Genomic DNA, 18,709 nt, shown 5'->3' on the forward strand with positions numbered 1-18,709 from the left:
GATCCGCCGGAGGGCGGCGATAGGATCATTGCCCGACCGCTCGCCGCAACAGGAAATCCGGCTTGAAAGACAATACCCCCGACCCGCGCACGCCCCAGGTGGTCGCGCGCGCGCCCTTCACCGTCCGCCGTCTGGTCCGCTGGGGGGATTCCGATCCGGCGGGGATCGTCTACACCGGCACCTATCTGGATTACATGGTCGAGGCGGCGGAGGATTTCTTCATCACGCTCACCGGCCGCCACTGGCGGGACATGCAGACGGAAAGCGGCACCGGCACCCCCATGGTCCACGCCTCGATGGATTTCCTGAAGCCCGTGCCGGCGGGGCAGGCCATCGACATCGCCGTCCATGTGGGCAGGCTGGGCGCCTCGTCCTTCGATCTGCACTTCGTTTCCCGCACCATGGCGGGCGACGTCTGTTTCACCGGCAAGCTGACCGGCGTCCACATCCGCCATGTCGGCCCCGGCGCTATTGCCGCCCAGGCCATGCCGGCGGACTGGAAGGCGAAGCTGGAAGAGTATTCGAAGGCGTTTCCGGTTCCGGAGAAATAGGTCATGCCCGCCTCCGTGCGGGCATCCGGTCAATTCATTGACTCGCGGCGAAGCCGCACCGGACCCCCGCACAGGGGCGGGGGTGCCGGAGTGTGGTGAGACAACTCTACCGCATGTTCCCCGACCGCGCGGCGAAGCGCACGGCTTCCTCGGCGGCGCGCATCAGCGCTTTGGCCTTGTTCACCGTCTCCTGATACTCGGCTTCCGGGTCGCTGTCGGCGACGACGCCGCCGCCGGCCTGGACGTGCATCACCCCGTCCTTGACCACGGCGGTCCGCAGCACGATCGCCGTGTCCATGGCCCCGCCGGCGGAGAAATAGCCGATGCCGCCGGCGTAGAGGTGGCGCTTGTCCTTCTCCAGTTCCTCGATGATCTCCATCGCGCGGACCTTGGGCGCGCCGGAAACCGTGCCGGCCGGAAAGCCGCCGATCAGGGCATCGAGCGCGTCGTGGGCGTCGTCCAGTTCGCCTTCGACGTTGGAGACGATGTGCATGACGTGGCTGTAGCGTTCGATGACGAACTTCTCGGTGACGTTGACCGTGCCGATCCTGGCCACCCGGCCGACGTCGTTGCGGCCCAGATCGAGCAGCATCAGGTGCTCGGCCAGCTCCTTCGGGTCCGACAGCAGTTCCTCGGCCAGCGCCGCGTCCTCCGCCGGCGTCGCGCCGCGGGGCCGGGTGCCGGCGAGCGGGCGCAGCGTGATCCGGCCATCCCGGACGCGGACCAGGATCTCCGGACTGGAGCCGACGACGGAAAAATCGCCGAAATCGAGGAAATACATGAAGGGCGAGGGGTTGGTGCGCCTGAGCGCGCGATAGAGCGCCAGCGGGGGCAGGGTGAACGGCACCTCGAAGCGCTGGGAGGGCACGATCTGGAAAATGTCGCCGGCGCGGATGTACTCCTTCGCCTTCTCGACCATCGCGTGATACTCGCCACGCGTGGTGTTCGACGTCGGCGGCGGCAGTTCCGCCAGTTCGTCGGCGCCTGCGCGGCTGTGGGGCAGAGCGCGGTCGAAATCGGCCACCGAGTCGGCCAGCCGCTCGCAGGCCCGCGCATAGGATTGTCTGGCGCTGACGCCCTCCTCGGGCCAGACCGGGGTCACGATCGTGACCATGTCGCGCACGCTGTCGAAGATCGCCATGACCGTCGGGCGCACGAACAGCGCATCCGGCACACCCAGCGCGTCGCGGTTGCCCGAGGGCAGGCGCTCCATCAGCTTGACCGTGTCATAGGCCATGTAGCCGAACAGTCCCGCCGACATCGGCGGCAGTTCGGGCGGCAGGTCGATGTGGATCTCGGCCAGCAGCTTGCGGAAGCTTTCCAGCGTCGGTTCGGCACAGGGTTCGAACGCCTCGGGGTCGAAGCGCGCGGAGCGGTTGATCTCCGCCTTGTCGCCGTGGGCGCGCCAGATCAGGTCCGGCTTCAGGCCGATGAAGGAATAGCGGCCGCGGATCGCGCCGCCCTCCACCGATTCCAGCAGGAAGCAGTTGGGACGGCCGTCGGTCAGCTTCATGAAGGCCGAAACGGGGGTCTCCAGGTCGGCGACGATCTCCGTGTAGACGACCTGGCCGCGGCCTTCGTCATGGACCGTCCGGAAATCCTCGAGGGTCGGCGTGAAGCTCATGGAAGGGTTCCGATGGCAGGCTACTGTTCGAGATAGATGCCGTTGGGGTCCACGGCGTTGGTGAAGGCGCGCTGGTTGATCGAGACGCCGTGTTCGTCGCGGAGCGTCTGCAGCAGGGTCTGGCGCACGTCTTCGGAGAACGACTCGCCGATCACTTCGGCGAGGGCTGCGGTCCGGTCGCCGCTGCTGCTGACATCCGCCTCCGCGACCGCGTCGACGGTGACCAGAACCTGTGCGCCGCGGGCGCCGCCGCCCGCCGACTGGCCGGCCTCCAGGCCAAAGACGGTGTCGCGCAGTTCGCCGCTCAGGTCCGGCGCGCCGGCCTGACGGGTGACGCCCTCGGCGGTCTCGACCTCGGCCTCGAAGCCGCTGGCGATGTCTTCCAGGCTCTCGCCGCCCTCCAGACGCTGTTCCAGCTTCGCGCGCTCGGCGGCAGCCAGTTCGGCAAGCTGTTCGCGCCGCCAGGCGGCGGCGACCTCGCCGCGGACATCCTCGAAGGGTTGCAGGGCGGGCGGGACCACTTCCATCGCCTGCACCAGCAGAATCGCGCCGTTGTCCAGTTCCTGCGCCGCCAGGTCGTCGCCGGGTTCGGCGGCGAACAGTTCCTCCAGCGCCGCGGACGGCAGGCTCTCGGAAGGGTTCCCGCCTTCCAGGGTCAGGCCCTGGCGGGTCACCGGCGGAAGTTCCATCATCTTCAGCGACAGGATGTCGGCGACCTCGGCGACCTTCGCGCCGCCGGCCAGTTCGTCCTCGATGCGATTGGAGATGCCGACCAGATCGCCGATGGCGCGGTCCAGCTTCAGATCCTGCGCCACGGCTTCCCGCACCTCGGAGAGCGGCCGGACGTTCTCTTCGGTGACCTCCGTGACGTGAACCAGGTGCCAGCCGAAATCGCTCTGCGCCGGTCCGGCAACCTCGCCTTCCGCGGCGGAGAAGGCGGCGTCGGCCACACGGTCGGGCAGATCTCCGGGTCCGACGCGGCCGACATCGATCGGCGCGGAGCCGGTCGCATCCTCCACGGCCTTGTCGAAGGCCACGCCCTCGTTGATCCGCGCCAGCACATCGGCGGCGGCGGCCTCGTCGGCGAAGATCGCCTGTTTCACGGAGCGGCTGGCCGGGCGGGTGAACTCCGCCAGCCGGGCCTGGTAGGATTCCTCGATCTCGCTTTCGGAGACTTCGATGTTCTCGGCCAGATCCTGCGGCCGCACCAGGATGATACGGGCCGAACGGCGCTCCGGCGCAGTGAAGGGGGCGGGGTTGGCCTCGTGATAGGCCCGCAATGCGGCCTCGTCCGGCTCCGGCGCGCTCGCCAGGGCATCATTGGGCAGCCTGAGGATACGCAGGTCGCGGCTTTCGAGCTGCCAGGCCAGGATGGCGCGCGCCATCGGGGCGGGCCCCTGGGCCAGACCCGCGGTCATGGTCGACTCGATCTGCCGGTTCAGCATGTCCTGCCGCATGTTCTCGACGAACTCGCCCTCGGAAAAGCCGGCGCGGCGCAGGATTTCCTCGAAGCGGAAGCGGTCGAAGTTCCCGGTCGGGCCCGTGAACCCCGGGTCGTTGCGGATCTCGATGGCCACTGCATCGTCGGTCACGCCAAGACCGAGTTCCTCGGCTTCCTCGGCCAGAACCGCGTTGTCGACCATCCCCGAAAGGACCTGATTGTAGAGCCCGATCTGAATGGCGAGTTCCGGGTCGATGGGCCGGTTCTGCTGCTGGGAGAGAAACTGGATCCGCCGCTGCGCCTCGTTGACGAAGCGCTGGCTCTCGATCTCGCGGTCGCCGACGGTGGCCACCGGGGCATTCGGGGCCGTTCCGACAAAGTCGTTCAGACCCCACAGCGCGAAGCTGAGGATCAGGAGGACCAGCAGGGCCCGGACGACCCATTTGGCCATGCCCTTTTGCGTCTTCTGCATCATGGTGCTGTCTCGCGGCTCCGCGCTTGGAATTCGGCTGGCGGACATTAGTCGCGCCCCGCGCGCCCCGCAACCGCCGCGCGCCCTTGCGACGGGTGACCTCGGGCGCGATCCGCGCTATGCACTCCATATGGATCCAGCAGGGGGTATGGTGATGCTGATTGCCGGCAACTGGAAGATGAACGGACTTGCCGCTGACGCCGCGGCGCAGGTCAGGGCGCTGGCGGATGATATCGGACGCGCCGGCGGGGCCGAACTTCTGATCTGTCCGCCGGCGACGCTGATCCAGGTCATGGCGCGGGCGTTGGAGGAAGCCGGGATCCGCGACCGCGTGGCGCTGGGCGGCCAGGATTGCCACATCGCCGAGAAGGGCGCGCACACCGGCGACATCTCCGCCTGGATGCTGAAGGACATCGGCTGCAGCCATGTCATCGTCGGCCATTCGGAACGGCGCATCGACCACGGCGAGGACGACGACCTGATCCGCGCCAAGGCCGAAGCCGCGCTGGAGGCGGGACTCGTCGCCATCGTCTGCATCGGCGAGACCGAGGCGCAGCGGCAGGCCGAGGAAACCGAACTCGTGCTCTCGCACCAGCTCCGGGGGTCAATGCCGTCGGGGGCGACGCGGGAGAACGCGGTGATCGCCTACGAACCGGTCTGGGCGATCGGTACCGGACACACGCCGACGGCCGAGGACGTGGCCCATGTGCATCGGCATATCCGCACGGTCGCCGAGGATTTCTTCCCCGACGACCTGCGCATTCTCTATGGCGGTTCCGTCAAGCCCGACAATGCCGGGGCGCTGCTGGCGGTCGACGGGGTTGACGGCGCGCTGGTCGGCGGGGCCAGTCTGAAGGCCGAGGATTTTCTCGCCATCGCCGCGGCGGCGAAGGCCTGATGCCTGCCGCTTGACCAGCCGGGCATTGCATCCGATCTGATAGTGTGTAAAAGCCGCCCCAGCCCCAAGTCAGCCCGGAATTCCCGCAGCCCATGCTTACCATCATCACCGTCATTCACGTCCTGATCGCCATCGCGATGGTCGGCGTCATCCTCATGCAGCGGTCCGAAGGCGGTGCGCTCGGCATCGGTGGCGGAGGATCGGGCGGCGGCATGGGCGGCATCATGTCCGGCCGGGGCACGGCGAATCTGCTGACGCGGACCACGGCGGTGCTGGCGGCGATGTTCATCGCCACGTCGATCATCCTGGCCATCCTGGTCGGGGGCAAGGACGAATCGGGATCGATTCTCGACCAACCGGTGCAGCAGCAGGCCCCTGCCGCGCCCGCGCAGCCCGAAGGCCCGGCCGTCCCGCAATCCGATTAATCCGCCGGTTTTCCTGCGGCTTGCGCCGGTCCGCGGATCGGCGCTTTGTCGCCTGCGCGTTTTCCGATAGAAGGAAGGTCCATGACGCGGTTCATCTTCATCACCGGCGGCGTGGTTTCCTCACTCGGCAAAGGACTGGCATCCGCCTCTCTGGGCGCGCTGCTGCAGGCCCGCGGCTATACGGTACGGCTTCGCAAGCTGGACCCCTATATCAACGTCGACCCGGGGACCATGAGCCCCTACCAGCATGGCGAGGTCTACGTCACCGAGGACGGGGCCGAGACCGACCTGGATCTGGGTCACTACGAACGTTTCACCGGCGTCGCGGCCAACCAGGCCGACAACGTCACCACCGGCCGTATCTACCAGACCGTGATCGAGCGCGAACGGCGCGGCGACTATCTGGGCGCCACGGTGCAGGTGATCCCGCACATCACGGACGCCATCAAGGAATTCATCCTGGCGGGCACCGAGGGCCATGACTTCGTCCTGGTCGAGATCGGCGGCACGGTGGGCGATATCGAGAGCCTGCCGTTCCTGGAGGCGATCCGCCAGCTGGGCCAGGAACTCGGCCGCGACCGGGCCATGTTCGTGCACCTCACCCTGGTGCCCTTCATCCGCGCCGCTGGCGAGCTGAAGACCAAGCCGACCCAGCACTCGGTGAAGGAACTGCGCTCCATCGGCATTCAGCCGGAGATGCTGGTCTGCCGCTGCGAGACCGGCATTCCGGAAGGTGAGCGGCGCAAGATCGCGCTGTTCTGCAATGTCCGGCCGGAGGCCGTCATCCAGGCGCCGGATATCGACAACATCTACAACGCGCCGATCATGTTCCACGCCCAAGGGCTGGACGTGGAGGTGCTGAACCACTTCCGTCTGGATTCCATCGACGAGCCCGATCTGAGCCGCTGGCGCCTGATCGGTGAGCGGGTCGGCAACCCGGAGGGCGCGGTTAAGGTCGGCATCGTCGGCAAGTATGTGGGCCTGCCCGATGCCTACAAGTCGCTGGCCGAAGCGCTGCGCCATGGCGGCATCGCCAACAATGTCCGCGTGGACGTGGAGTGGCTGGATTCCGAGGTCTTCGAGACCGACGAGGGCGCGGTACAGCGCCTGGAGGACGTCAACGCGATCCTGGTCCCCGGCGGCTTCGGCGAGCGCGGCGCGCAGGGGAAGATGCGCGCGGCGCAGTTCGCCCGCACCCGCCAGGTGCCGTATTTCGGCATCTGCTTCGGCATGCAGATGGCGGTCATCGAGGCCGCCCGGAGCCTTGTCGGCCTCAACGATGCCAACACGACAGAATTCGGCCCGTGCCAGGACCCCGTGGTCGGCCTGATGACCGAATGGGAACGCGAGGGCGGTCAGAAGGAGCGGCGCACGGGCAAGGACGACATGGGCGGCACGCTCCGCCTCGGGCGCTATCCATGCGATCTGAAGGACGGCAGCCGCGTCGCGGAAATCTACGGCAGCCGCTCGATCAGCGAACGGCACCGCCACCGCTACGAGGTCAACATCAACTACCGCGAGGCGCTGGAGGCGAACGGCATGATCTTCTCCGGCCTGTCGCCGGACGGCCGCCTGCCGGAGATCGTGGAACTGTCCGACCATCCCTGGTTCATCGGCGTGCAGTTCCATCCCGAATTGAAATCGCGGCCCTTCGAGCCACATCCATTGTTCGCCTCCTTCATCGAGGCGGCCGTGAAGCAGTCGCGACTGGTCTAGGAACAACGACATGGCGGATACCGCGAAGACGCCGACACCGGGCCGGATGACCGCCGGGGCGGTGGAGATGGGCAACGACCTGCCGCTCGTCATCATCGCGGGCCCCTGTCAGCTCGAGGACCGGGATCACGCGCTGAAGATGTCGGAGGCGATCCGGGAGATCGGCCGCCGGCTCGACGTGCCGGTGATCTACAAGACCAGCTACGACAAGGCCAACCGCACCAGCCTGAAGGGCAGGCGTGGCCTGGGACTGGAGAAGTCGCTGGCGATCTTCGACGAGATCCGCCGCGATATCGGCCTGCCGGTGCTGACGGACGTTCACAGCGAGGCCCAGTGCGCCGAGGTCGCACCGCATGTCGACGTGCTGCAGATTCCGGCCTTTCTCTGCCGCCAGACCGACCTCTTGCTGGCCGCCGGCGAGACGGGATGCGCCATCAACGTGAAGAAGGGCCAGTTCCTGGCGCCCTGGGACATGGTCAACGTGGTCGACAAGATCCGCTCCACCGGCAACGGCAACGTCTCGGTCTGCGAACGCGGCGCCAGCTTCGGCTACAACACGCTCGTCACCGATTTCCGCGGCCTGCCGATCATGGCCGAGCAGACCGGCTGCCCGGTGGTGTTCGACGCCACGCACTCGGTGCAGCAGCCGGGCGGGCAGGGCGGCAGTTCCGGCGGCGACCGGCGCTTCGTGCCCTATCTGGCGCGGGCCGCGGCCGCCGTAGGGGTTGCGGCGATCTTCATGGAGACCCATCAGGACCCGGACAACGCGCCGTCCGACGGGCCGAACATGGTGCCGCTGGACCAGCTCGAGGGTCTGATCGCCACGCTGAAGCGTTTCGACGGGCTCGCCAAGTCGCTCTGAGGCGATGGAGCGCCGCCCGCGCCAGCCCCACCGCGAGCCGCCGCGCTTCCGTAAGGGGCCGCCGGACTGGCGCCAGGTGTGGCGCTTTGCCCGCGCGCCCATGATCGCCTTTGTCATTTTCGCCCTGCTGGTTTACCTCTTGCAGCGCCTCGGTTTCGCCTGACCGCCGGACAGCAGGAAAACAAGACAACAAGCCATAGTGAGGGTTCCGATGACCGCCATCATCGACATCATCGGCCGCGAGATACTCGACAGCCGCGGCAACCCGACCGTCGAGGTCGAGGTGCATCTGGAAACCGGCGGGTTCGGCCGGGCCATGGTGCCGTCGGGGGCGTCCACGGGCGCCTACGAGGCCGTGGAAAAGCGCGACGGCGACGAGCGCTATGGCGGCAAGGGCGTGCGCCAGGCCGTCGAGGCGGTCAATGGCGAAATCTTCTCCGCCATCTCCGGCATGGACGCGACCGATCAGCTCGCCATCGACCGCATGCTGATCGAGCTGGACGGCACGCCCAACAAGTCGCGTCTCGGCGCCAACGCCATCCTCGGCGTCAGCCTGGCCGCGGCGCGGGCCGCCTCCGACGCGCTGATGCAGCCGCTCTACCGCTATGTCGGCGGCGTCTCCGCGCGCACCCTGCCGGTGCCGATGATGAACATCCTGAATGGCGGCGCCCATGCCGACAATCCGATCGATATCCAGGAATTCATGATCATGCCGGTCGGCGCGGAGACCTTCTCCGAGGCGCTTCGCTGCGGCGCCGAGATCTTCCACTCGCTCAGGAAACGCCTGCAGGACGCTGGCCACAACACCAATGTCGGCGACGAGGGCGGTTTCGCCCCGTCTCTGAAAAGTGCCGACGAAGTTCTTGGTTTCATTATGTCGTCGATCGCCGCCGCCGGCTATCTGCCGGGCGAGGACGTGTTCCTGGCGCTCGACGCCGCGTCGACCGAGTTCTTCGAGAACGGCCGCTACGAGCTGAAGGGCGAGGGCAAGTCGCTCGACGCCGAGGGCATCGTCGAATACTACGCCGACCTCTGTTCCCGCTATCCGATCATTTCCATCGAGGATGGTTGCTCGGAGGACGACTGGGTCGGCTGGGCGGCGCTGACCGAGCGTCTGGGCGACAAGATCCAGCTTGTCGGCGACGACCTGTTCGTCACCAATCCGGAGCGGCTGGCCGACGGCATCGCGCGCGACGTTGCGAACTCGATCCTGGTCAAGGTCAACCAGATCGGCACCCTCTCGGAGACCCTCGAGGCGGTCGAACTGGCGCACACGGCGGCCTATACCGCGGTGATGTCGCACCGTTCGGGCGAGACCGAGGACTCCACCATCGCCGACCTGGCGGTCGCCACCAACTGCGGCCAGATCAAGACCGGCTCGCTGGCCCGCTCCGACCGGACGGCCAAGTACAACCAGCTTCTCCGCATCGAGGATCAGCTCGGCCCCGACGGGATTTACGCGGGCCGTTCCATCCTGCGGGTCTGAGGCGCGCGAAAGCCGCCTTGAGTGGGCCCCGATTAGCGGGCACTCTCCGGCCAGCAAGTGATTTGCACGGGGAGGATTGAATCATGCGCGGTCAGGGACCCCTCAGCGGGATCAAGGTAGTCGAACTGGCGGGCATCGGCCCGGGGCCGATGTGCGGCATGCTGTTCGGCGATCTGGGCGCCGACGTCATCCGCATCGACCGCCAGGAGGCGGCGGATCTCGGCATCGACCGGGGCAGCAACAAATGGGATCTGCTCAACCGTTCCAAGCGGTCGGTGGCGGCGAATCTCAAGACTTCGGATGGCGTGGAGACGGTGCTCAGCCTGGTCGAGAAGGCCGACATCCTGATCGAGGGCATGCGTCCGGGCGTCACCGAGCGTCTCGGCCTCGGGCCCGACGAATGCTGGGCGCGCAATCCACAGCTGGTCTACGGCCGCGTCACCGGCTGGGGCCAGACCGGGCCGATCGCGCACGCTGCCGGACATGACATGAACTACATCGCGCTCACCGGTGCGCTGCACGCCATCGGGCGCAGCGACAGCGGGCCGGTGCCGCCGCTCAATCTGGTCGGCGATTTCGGCGGCGGCGCGCTCTACCTCGCCTTCGGCTGTCTCGCCGCGGTGATCGACGCGAAGGAATCCGGCAAGGGCCAGGTGGTCGACGCGGCGATGATCGACGGCGCCTCCAACCTGATGACCGCGATCTACGGCATGAAGGCGGCCGGGCGCTGGAAGCAGGAGCGGGGCACCAACATCCTGGATACCGGCGCGCATTTCTACGACGTCTACGAGACGAAGGACGGCAAGTACGTCTCCATCGGCTCCATCGAGAAGAAGTTCTACGCCGAACTGCTCGAGAAGACCGGCATCGACCCCGCGGAAATGTCGGAGCAGATGAACCCGGATAGATGGCCCGAATATTCGGAGAAGCTCGGGAAGGTCATCAGGACGAAGACCCGCGACGAGTGGACCGAGATCATGGAAGGTTCCGACGTCTGCTACGCGCCGGTCCTGGACATGGACGAGGCGCCGGAGCATGCGCACAACAAGGCGCGCGAGACCTTCATCGACATCGACGGGGTGGTGCAGCCGAACGCCGCGCCGCGCTTCTCCCGTACGCCCAACGGCCGGCCGACCGTCGCGCCCGATCCGGGGCAGAATACCGACGAGGTGCTGACCGAGTGGGGCTTCACCCCCGATGAGATCGAACGGTTGAAGGCCTCCGGCGCGGTTCGCTGAGATGGGCCGTCTCGACCGCAAGGTCGTCTGGATCACCGGCGCAGCCTCGGGCCTGGGCCGGGAATCCGCGTTGCGCTGCGCCGCCGAGGGCGCCCGCCTGATCGTCACCGATCTGGCGGCGCCGGAAGCCGTCGCCGCCGGGATCGCGGACGCGGGCGGGGAAGCCCTGGCGCTGGCGCAGGACGTCACCGTCGAAGGGCGCTGGGACGAGGTCGCCGACGAGGCGGAGAAGGCCTTCGGCGGCTTCGACGTGCTGGTCAACAATGCCGGCCTGGGTGAGAACCGGCCTCTGGCGGAGACCACGCTCACCCAGTGGCGGCGCGTGCAGTCGGTCAACCTCGATTCGGTCTTTCTCGGCACGCGGCTCGCCTTCCGGCGCATGCGGCCGGGCGGTTCGGTGATCAACATCTCGTCGATTCTCGGGCTGGTCGGCAATGCCGGTACCGCCGCCTACTGCGCATCGAAGGGCGGGGTCCGCCTGCTGAGCAAGTCCGCCGCGGTCGACGCGGCGCAGGCCGGGCTGACGATCCGGGTCAATTCGATCCATCCGGGTTACATCGAGACGCCCATGGTGGTGGATGCCGTCAACAAGCGTCCCGAACCCGATCAGGTCATGGCCTACATCGCCAGCCGGCATCCGGTCGGTCATCTGGGGGAGCCCGCCGACATCGCCCACGCCGTGGTCTACCTTGCCTCCGACGAGAGCCGGTTCGTCACCGGCGCCGAAATGGTCGTCGATGGCGGCTACACCGCCTGGTGAGTCGCCGCCGGCCCCCTGCGCCCCGGAAGATTGCCCTTCGCGCCCGGTCGTGACACCTTGACCGGTCAGGGGGCAGCGCTTGGGAGTGGGCGTCGGTATGGACAGCGTCGGCGCTTCGCAGAATATCGGCGATAGTGCGCTTTCGGCCGTCGACGTGACGCCGCGGCGGCCGGCGGGAAGCCCGGGCGATTCGTCGTCCCTCGACCGCGATTCCCGCATCCGCGCGGCCATGATCGCGGAACTGATCCGCGATTCGTCCCGGCTGCGGGTCAGTCCCTTCATTCTGGTCGCGATCCTCGGCACCGTCTTCGTCGACCGCGCGCTTTGGCCGACCATCGTCCTGATCGTCGGCGCGGCCCTGTTCACGATTGCCGGCGACCGGCTGCGCAAGGCGTTCGATGCGGCAGGCACTGCGCCGGAGAACGCCGAGGCCTGGGGCCTGCGGTATGTCGCGCTTTCCGCTGTGGTGGGGGTGATCTGGGGTTCCTGCCTGGCGGGCTATTTCGACCCCGGTTCCTATCCGCATCAGGCGTTTCTGGCCCTGCTCACCTTCGGCTCGCTGTTTGCCGCCATCGTCCACAGGGCGCTCTATCCGCCGGCCTTCATCGCGCTGGCCGTGCCGACGGTGGCGCCGCTGCTGTTCATGCTCGCGCTGACGGGTGACGAACTCGGCGTCGCCACGGCTGCCATGGGTCTGCTGGGCTTCGCGGTGCTGCTGGGCTGGCTGCGCATCCTCAACAAGCGGTTCAGGGAGTCCTTCTCGCTCCGGTTCCAGAACACGGACCTGATCGAACGGCTGGAGGCGGCGCACCGTTCGGCGGAGGCCGCCCGGCAGGCGGCGGAGGCCGGCGACCGCACCAAATCCGAATTCCTCGCCACCATCAGCCATGAACTCCGCACGCCGATGAACGGCATCATCGGCATGACCGGATTGCTGCAGGGCACGAAGCTCGGCCCGCAACAGCGCTCCTACGCCGACATCATCAAGGAATCGGCGGATGCTCTGCTCAATCTGATCAACGACATCCTGGACCTGACCAAGCTCGAATCGGGCCGGGTGGAACTGGACGACAGTCCCTTCGAACTGGCCCGGACCATCGAAGGGACCGTCGGCCTGATGGCGGAACGGGCGCAATCCAGCGGGCTCGAACTGGCCAGCTACATCGCCCCGGACGTGCCGGACATCCTGACCGCCGACGCCGGGCGGTTGCGCCAGGTGCTGCTCAACCTGCTCAGCAATGCGATCAAGTTCACCGAGGAGGGCTCGGTGACGCTGACGGCGACGCTGGCGCCGCAGTCGCGCGCCATGCTGCGTCTGGAAGTCACCGATACCGGCATCGGCATTCCCGCCGACGTTCTGCCCCGCCTGTTCCGCCCGTTCAGCCAGGCGGGCGGCATTTCCAGGCGGTTCGGCGGCACGGGACTGGGGCTCGCGATCTCGCGCCGCCTGGTGGACGCCATGGGCGGCGAGATCTCGGTCGAAAGCGAGGATGGCGGCGGTTCGACCTTCCGCGTCGACCTGCCCATACGATCCGGCAAGCAGGCGCAGGCGCCCGACTCCCTGGATGGCGTCGAGGTGATTCTGGTCGGTCCGTCCGGCGTGGTGCGCGACGTTACCGCCCGCTATGCCGAATGCTGGAACGCGACGGTGCGGGCAGCGGACGATCCGGCGGAGGGACTCCGCTGCCTGCGGGCCGCCGGCGGCGATCCGGTTGCGGTGATCGACTGGCGCGTGAGGGGCGGCGCGGGGGATCTGGCGCGGCGTGTGCGGGCGGATGCCGCCCCGAAGAACTGCCGGCTGGTCCTGACCGTGCCGGTGGGCGTTGTCGAGGCGGTGCCGGAGGATGAAGACGCCCTGTTCGATGCACGGCTGTTGCAGCCGGTGCGCCGCGCCCGATTCCACCGGGCGCTGGCGGGCGGGCCGGCCGAAGCGCCGGACGAGAGCGCCCGTCCGCGCCGGACCGTTGCCGCCCCGGGCGCGCGCCTGCGCGTTCTGGTCGTCGACGATGTCGCTGTGAACCAGAAGCTGGCGGCCTCGATCGTCGAGATTTCCGGCCATGAGGCCGTGGTCGCGGGCGGCGGACGCGAGGCGTTGCAGGCGCTGCGCACGCTGCCCTATGACCTCGTGCTGATGGACGTCGAGATGCCGGAAATGGATGGACTGAGCGCGACCCGCGCCATACGGCAGATGCCCGGCACCGCCGGCGCCATTCCGATCATCGCGATGACGGCCCATCCGGGCGACGAATATGTCTCGCGCTGCATGGACGCAGGCATGAACCGTTATCTGGCCAAGCCGCTGGACGCCGCGGAACTGATTTCGATCCTGCAGGAGCATGCGGACCGCGCCGCGAGCCTGCCGCCGGGCGACACCGCCGAAGGAGACTGAACCGATGCTGCTGAAATGGTCGGGACGTTCGGAAGAGGAAGCGGTTCGCGCGGAGGCGGCGGACGAGGCTGCGGCCGCGGATATCGGCAGGGTCCGGCGCGTCACCGCCGTGGTCCTTGGCGGTGCGACCGTCGTCTGGGCGATCCTGGTCTGGCGCTACATCGCCTGGTCGGTGGGCTTCGGCTCGCTCGGCCTGATGCTGCCGCACGAAGTGGCGCTGCTGGTGCTGGCGGCCTTCACGCCGCCGCTGTTCCTGTGGCTCGCCGGTTTCCTCTACTGGCGCAGCGTCGAGGCGGGCCGCAGCCGCGCCGCCCTTCTGGAAGTGCTGTCGGACATCAGCGGTCCGAACGCCGAGGCGGAGGCGAAACTGAACGCCGTGGCGCTCTCGCTGCGCCGACTGAGCCAGACCGTCGAGTCGGAACTGTCCAATGCGCTCGCCCGCGTGGAATCCCTGGACTCCCGCATCGGCGCGGGGGCAGAGGCGCTGTCGCGCAACGCCGCTGCCGCCGGCGGCCGGGCCGACGATGTCTCCGCGCTGCTGAGCGATGCTCTGGCGGAACAGAACCGGCTGCTGGCGGAGTTCGAGCGCGTCGGCGAAAGGGTGCGTGAACTGGGCCGGACCGAGAGCGGCAATCTGAGCGCGACTGTGGCACTGGCCGAACGGCGCACGGCGGAGATCGGCGCCGCCCTGGAATCCAAGGTGAAGGCGGCCGGGGAAACCGTTGAAATCGTGGCCAGAAGGGCGGAGCAGATCGGCCATTCCATCGATCAGCCGCTGGGGCGTCTGCGCGAAGAGAGCGACCAGACGGTGCGCCGTATTGCGGGCGCCACCCAGGATCTCAAGGCCAGGATCGAGGCGCTTTCCCAGGAGATGGCGCGGACGGCGGATCAGTCCGGAGCGGTCGGCAAGGGCGTCGACGACAGCCTGATTCGGGTGCGCACCGCTGCCGGCGAGATCCGCACCCTGATCGGCGATCTGGATCAATCCACGCGGGAGCGGCTCGAGGAACTGGGCGAACTGGCATCGGGGGCCATTCGGGCGTCCGATCAGGCGGCAGGCCGCGTTGACCGGCGGATGGCCGAACTGGCGGGCTCTCTAGACAGCGTCAATGTCGGCGCCGGCGAAGCGGAGCAGGCGCTGCTGGCCGCGGTCGAACAGGCCCGGGCCGCGGTCGACCTGTTCCGCGAGCATGCCGAGGCGGCGGGCGAGACGGCGTCCGCGACTGCAGATCGCTCCGAAGGCGCCGCAGCGCATGTGACCGAAGCCGGCGCGGCCTTCGCCGCTGCGGGCCGGCAGATCGAAGCCGCCGACATCAGGCTGTCCACCGCGCAGGAGCGGATCGACGCCACCGTTTCGCATCTGTCGGGCGTCGTCGAGGAAGGCATGGCCGGCCTGGAGGAGCGCGTGCGGGAGGTCGCCAGCTTTGCCGAAGCGGCCACGGAGCGGTCGGCCGAACGGCTGGCCGCGGTCTCCGGCGGCCTCGCCGGGACCGCCCGCGACCTGGAGAAGCAGATCGCCTTCCTGGAGCAGCGCACCGAGGCCTCCGGGGAGAAGGGACGGGAGACGTCGGCGCGGCTGTCGGCGCGCGTAGCCGAACTGTCTGCCGCGCTGGAGGAAGTCGGGCTGGAAGCGGCGCGCAGCGATGCCGGTCTGCGGGACCTGGCGGAACGCGGCCAGGACGCCGTCCGCAGCCTGGGCGAGGCGCTCGACGAGGTTGCCCGCGGCGCCGAAGGCAGCGAGGAACGCGCCCGGCAGTCCGTGGAGTCGATCGAAGGTGCGGCGCTGTCCTTGTTGAGCGCCGGCGACCGTGTCGACGAGCGTCTGGCGCAACTGGGTGACGTCGTGACCCTGCGCACCGGCGAACTGGAAGACATCGCGGCGCGGATTGCCGCGGCGGCGCTGGCCGCGGAACAGGGGGCGGCCGAACGCCTGGAACAGGTCGCCGACCGGGTGGAGCATGCGACGTCGGCGGCGGGCGGATCCTTCGCCAGTCTGTCGGATGATCTGTCGGCCTTCATGTCCGACCTTCAGAGCCGGACGGGAGCCATGCGGGCGACGGTGGACGAGGCCACGGGCGCATCCGACCGGGCCTCGGCGCGGCTGTCGGAATCGGTCGCCGAACTGGCCCTTCTGCTCAAGGATATCGAGCAGGCCGTGGGCGGGGCGGGCGAGAACATGTCGACGCTGGATGGTCAGGTGCGGGATCTGGCCGCCGCGATCCGCCACAGCATCGAGGAGAACCTGGAAGTCCTGGAGGGACGCAGCCGGGCGGTGACCGCGGAACTGACCGCGCGCTCGGGGGACCTTGAGGAAGCTTCGGGCCGTCTGGAGGAGCGCGCTGCGCTCTCGGCGGAACGGCTGGTTGCGGTCGAGGGGCGGCTCGGCGCGCAGGCGCGGGAGACGGAAGACGCCTTCGGCGTGTTCGTGGATCTCTGGCGCGACCGCACCGAGGGACTGGAAGGGATGGCCGGCCGACTCCGCGCCTTGGCCGAGGGCCTGGACGGGGAGACAGCAGCCAGACTGGAAGGCGTCGTCGGCGGACTCCAGCGGGCAGTGGACGAAACCCGGAGCGCTATCGGCAGCCTGGAGACGGAGAAAACGGGCCTGCAGAAGATCAGCTCGGAGCTGGGCGAGAATCTGAGCGGTGCCGCGGCCGAACTGGAATTGAAACTGTCGGCGGCGGCGGCCACGGCGGACGGCGCCGCCGGGCGGCTGGCTGAGCGGATCGGCGAACTGGAAGCGGCTGTCGCCAGTCTGGACGCCGCCGCCGGCGCCGGCGCCGAACGGGCCGAGGAACGCACGCGCGATGTCCGTGCCCTGCTGAGCGATGTCACCGATTCATCCGCCGTGCTGGGCCGCGAGATCGTGCGCATCGCCGAGCTTGGCGACCGGACGGCGCAGTCGCTGGAGGAGAACGGAAGCCGCCTGGGCGAGACCGCCGACGGCATGCAGCGGCAGATGACCGAGGCCGCCGGCCGTCTGGCGGGCGAGGGCGACCGCATTGCAGGGGTGCTGGAACGGCTGCAGGAACATGCCGGCGGCGCGGACGAGGCGCTTTCGGCATCGCTTTCGGGCCTTGCCCGGAAGGTCACCGAAGCGAGCGAGCTCGCCCGTATCACCGCCGAAAGCCTGGAGGTCGGCAGCGGCGCTCTGACCGAGGAGGCCGAGCGCGTGCGCGACCGGATCATGGATCTGACCGCCCGGCTGCAGCAGGAGATCGACGGGCTGGACGAGCGGGCCGGCGCGGTTTCCGGCCGGGTTCTCGGCGCAGCCGACGAGATCGAACTCAGGGCCACCGCGCTCAGCGCCACGGCCGACGGCGCCGCCAATGCGAATCTGGAAAAGGCGGAGGCGATCGCGCGGCAGATGCAGGCGCTCACCGACCGCAATCAGGCGTCCCAGGCCATGCTCGAGCGGACGGCGGAGCGCATTGCCGAAGCGGCGAATTCCGGCGAGAACTCCGCGAAGTCCGCCAGCGCCGCGATGGAGGAGGCCGCGAGCGCCATGGCCGCGGCCCTGCCCAAGGCCGGCGAGGTGGAGATCGCCGCAGGGCGGCTGGCCGACGCCAGCGCGTCGATGCGGGAAGATCTTGTCCGGACGTCCGAGGAAAGCCTGGAGCGGGCGCGGCGCCTGTCGGAGGAGCGGGACGCCTTCGCGGCCGAGCACGAGCGGCTGGCCAAGGCAGTCACCGCAAATGCCCAGCGTCTGGCCGGAGAACTGGAGCAGGCCCGGGCTCGGATGTCCGCCTTCGTCAATGCCGGCGAGGCCGCAGGGGCCAGCGCCGAACAGGTGACCCGCCGTCTGGAGGCGCAGGTGGAGCGGAGCGAGCAGGTCGCGGCGACGCTGGGTGAGCGCGGCAGCGAACTGGAAGCCCTGCTTCAGTCGCGCCTGGCCGCCGTATCGGAGGCCGAGGAAGCGGCGACACGCGCGGCGGAGACACTGCGCGCCGGCTTCGAGGCGGAGGCCAGGCGGCTGCAGGCGATGCGCGAGAGCGCGGTGGAAGGCGGCCGGGAACTGACCGGGACTGTCGCCGTGGCGCTGTCCGAGTTGCAGCAGAAATCGGAGGCCTTCGAAACCAGGATCGAGACGCTCGGCGCCGCCTCGGCCAGGCTGAACGAGGATCTGGTCGCGACGGTCCGCGCCATGACCGAGGAGGTCGAGCGCACCGGTGAGGCGGGCCGGGCGCTGACCGAGACGGCTGAGAAGTCGGACACGGCGATGACCCGCCAGCGCGAGGCATTCGCCGAGTCCGTGTCGCTCGCAGAGAAGGCGGCGGACCGGGCGCGCCGCCTTCTGGGCGAGCAGGCGACAGCCGTCGCCGGCGCGTCCCAGGCCGTGACCATCCAGTCCGGACTGGCCGCCCGCGCTTTCGAAGGGCAGGCGGACAAGCTGCAGTCGGCGGCGGAGAAGGCCGCGGATGCGGCGCGGCGCGTCCGCGAGGACATCCGGCTCGACCGCGACAAGCGCTTCCTGCGCTCCGCGGCCATGGTCTCGGAAGGTCTGCATTCACTGTCCGTGGACATGCATGCGATGCTCGGCGACACGGTCGACGACCGGCAATGGCGCGCCTTCCGCAAGGGGGACCGGGGTCTGTTCGCCCGCCGGCTGGCCGAGCGCGGCCAGCGCAAGCGGATCGCCCGTGCGTATGCCGAAGACGGCGAGTTCCGCCGTCACGTGGACATGTACGTCAACGAGTACGAATCCCTGCTGCAGGCAGTGGACGAGGCAGACAGCCAGGGGCTGCTCTCCTCGGTCTTTCTCAGCGCGGATGTCGGAAAGCTCTACCGCGTGCTATGTGCCGCGCTCGACCGCACGCCCATGACAAGCAGACCTGCAAGACACTGAC

12 protein-coding genes are annotated in these 18,709 nt (G+C 68.6%); 10 read left to right on the forward strand and 2 right to left on the reverse strand.

The window, feature by feature from the left end; all coding sequences use genetic code 11:
• Positions 1 to 62 precede the first annotated feature (62 nt).
• The gene (locus TEF_11260; protein ANK81313.1) at positions 63 to 551 is read left to right on the forward strand and encodes a hypothetical protein; all 489 of its coding nucleotides are present in this window, start codon (positions 63 to 65) and stop codon (positions 549 to 551) included.
• Between the two features lie 106 nt (positions 552 to 657).
• Here TEF_11260 and TEF_11265 read toward each other — a convergent pair whose 3' ends face one another.
• Together TEF_11265 and TEF_11270 are read right to left on the reverse strand one after the other, a co-directional pair.
• Positions 658 to 2,175, reverse strand: coding sequence for an anthranilate synthase component I (locus TEF_11265; protein ID ANK81314.1), 1,518 nt, complete (start codon positions 2,173 to 2,175; stop codon positions 658 to 660).
• Between the two features lie 20 nt (positions 2,176 to 2,195).
• On the reverse strand, positions 2,196 to 4,091 hold the full coding sequence (locus TEF_11270) for a hypothetical protein (protein ANK81315.1): 1,896 nt from the start codon (positions 4,089 to 4,091) through the stop codon (positions 2,196 to 2,198).
• A gap of 145 nt (positions 4,092 to 4,236) precedes the next feature.
• On the opposite strand from TEF_11270, the gene TEF_11275 reads away from it, so the two are divergent.
• From TEF_11275 to TEF_11315, 9 genes are all read left to right on the forward strand, one after another.
• Positions 4,237 to 4,986: a triose-phosphate isomerase gene (locus TEF_11275; protein ANK81316.1), complete on the forward strand. Its 750-nt coding sequence runs from the start codon at positions 4,237 to 4,239 to the stop codon at positions 4,984 to 4,986.
• A gap of 92 nt (positions 4,987 to 5,078) precedes the next feature.
• Positions 5,079 to 5,411, forward strand: coding sequence for a preprotein translocase subunit SecG (locus TEF_11280; protein ID ANK81317.1), 333 nt, complete (start codon positions 5,079 to 5,081; stop codon positions 5,409 to 5,411).
• Positions 5,412 to 5,492: 81 nt separating this feature from the next.
• On the forward strand, positions 5,493 to 7,127 hold the full coding sequence (locus TEF_11285) for a CTP synthase (GenBank protein ANK81318.1): 1,635 nt from the start codon (positions 5,493 to 5,495) through the stop codon (positions 7,125 to 7,127).
• 10 nt (positions 7,128 to 7,137) lie between these two features.
• Positions 7,138 to 7,989 carry a 3-deoxy-8-phosphooctulonate synthase gene (locus TEF_11290; protein ANK81319.1) on the forward strand — a complete coding sequence of 284 codons (852 nt, stop codon included), beginning with the start codon at positions 7,138 to 7,140 and terminating at the stop codon, positions 7,987 to 7,989.
• A 211-nt stretch (positions 7,990 to 8,200) separates the two neighbouring features.
• Positions 8,201 to 9,475, forward strand: coding sequence for a phosphopyruvate hydratase (locus TEF_11295; GenBank protein ID ANK81320.1), 1,275 nt, complete (start codon positions 8,201 to 8,203; stop codon positions 9,473 to 9,475).
• A gap of 83 nt (positions 9,476 to 9,558) precedes the next feature.
• Positions 9,559 to 10,713 (forward strand): carnitine dehydratase, encoded by a 1,155-nt coding sequence (locus TEF_11300; GenBank protein ID ANK81321.1) that lies wholly within the window; start codon positions 9,559 to 9,561, stop codon positions 10,711 to 10,713.
• 1 nt (position 10,714) lies between these two features.
• Positions 10,715 to 11,473 (forward strand): hypothetical protein, encoded by a 759-nt coding sequence (locus tag TEF_11305; protein ANK81322.1) that lies wholly within the window; start codon positions 10,715 to 10,717, stop codon positions 11,471 to 11,473.
• Between the two features lie 97 nt (positions 11,474 to 11,570).
• Positions 11,571 to 13,862, forward strand: a complete 2,292-nt coding sequence (locus tag TEF_11310; GenBank protein ID ANK81323.1) for a hypothetical protein — start codon at positions 11,571 to 11,573, stop codon at positions 13,860 to 13,862.
• Positions 13,810 to 18,708 (forward strand): hypothetical protein, encoded by a 4,899-nt coding sequence (locus TEF_11315; GenBank protein ID ANK81324.1) that lies wholly within the window; start codon positions 13,810 to 13,812, stop codon positions 18,706 to 18,708. Before TEF_11310 ends, TEF_11315 begins: the two co-directional genes overlap by 53 nt.
• Position 18,709 lies beyond the last annotated feature (1 nt).

It is taken from the genome of Rhizobiales bacterium NRL2 (genome assembly GCA_001664005.1).
Taxonomy (GTDB): Bacteria; Pseudomonadota; Alphaproteobacteria; order Minwuiales; family Minwuiaceae; genus Minwuia.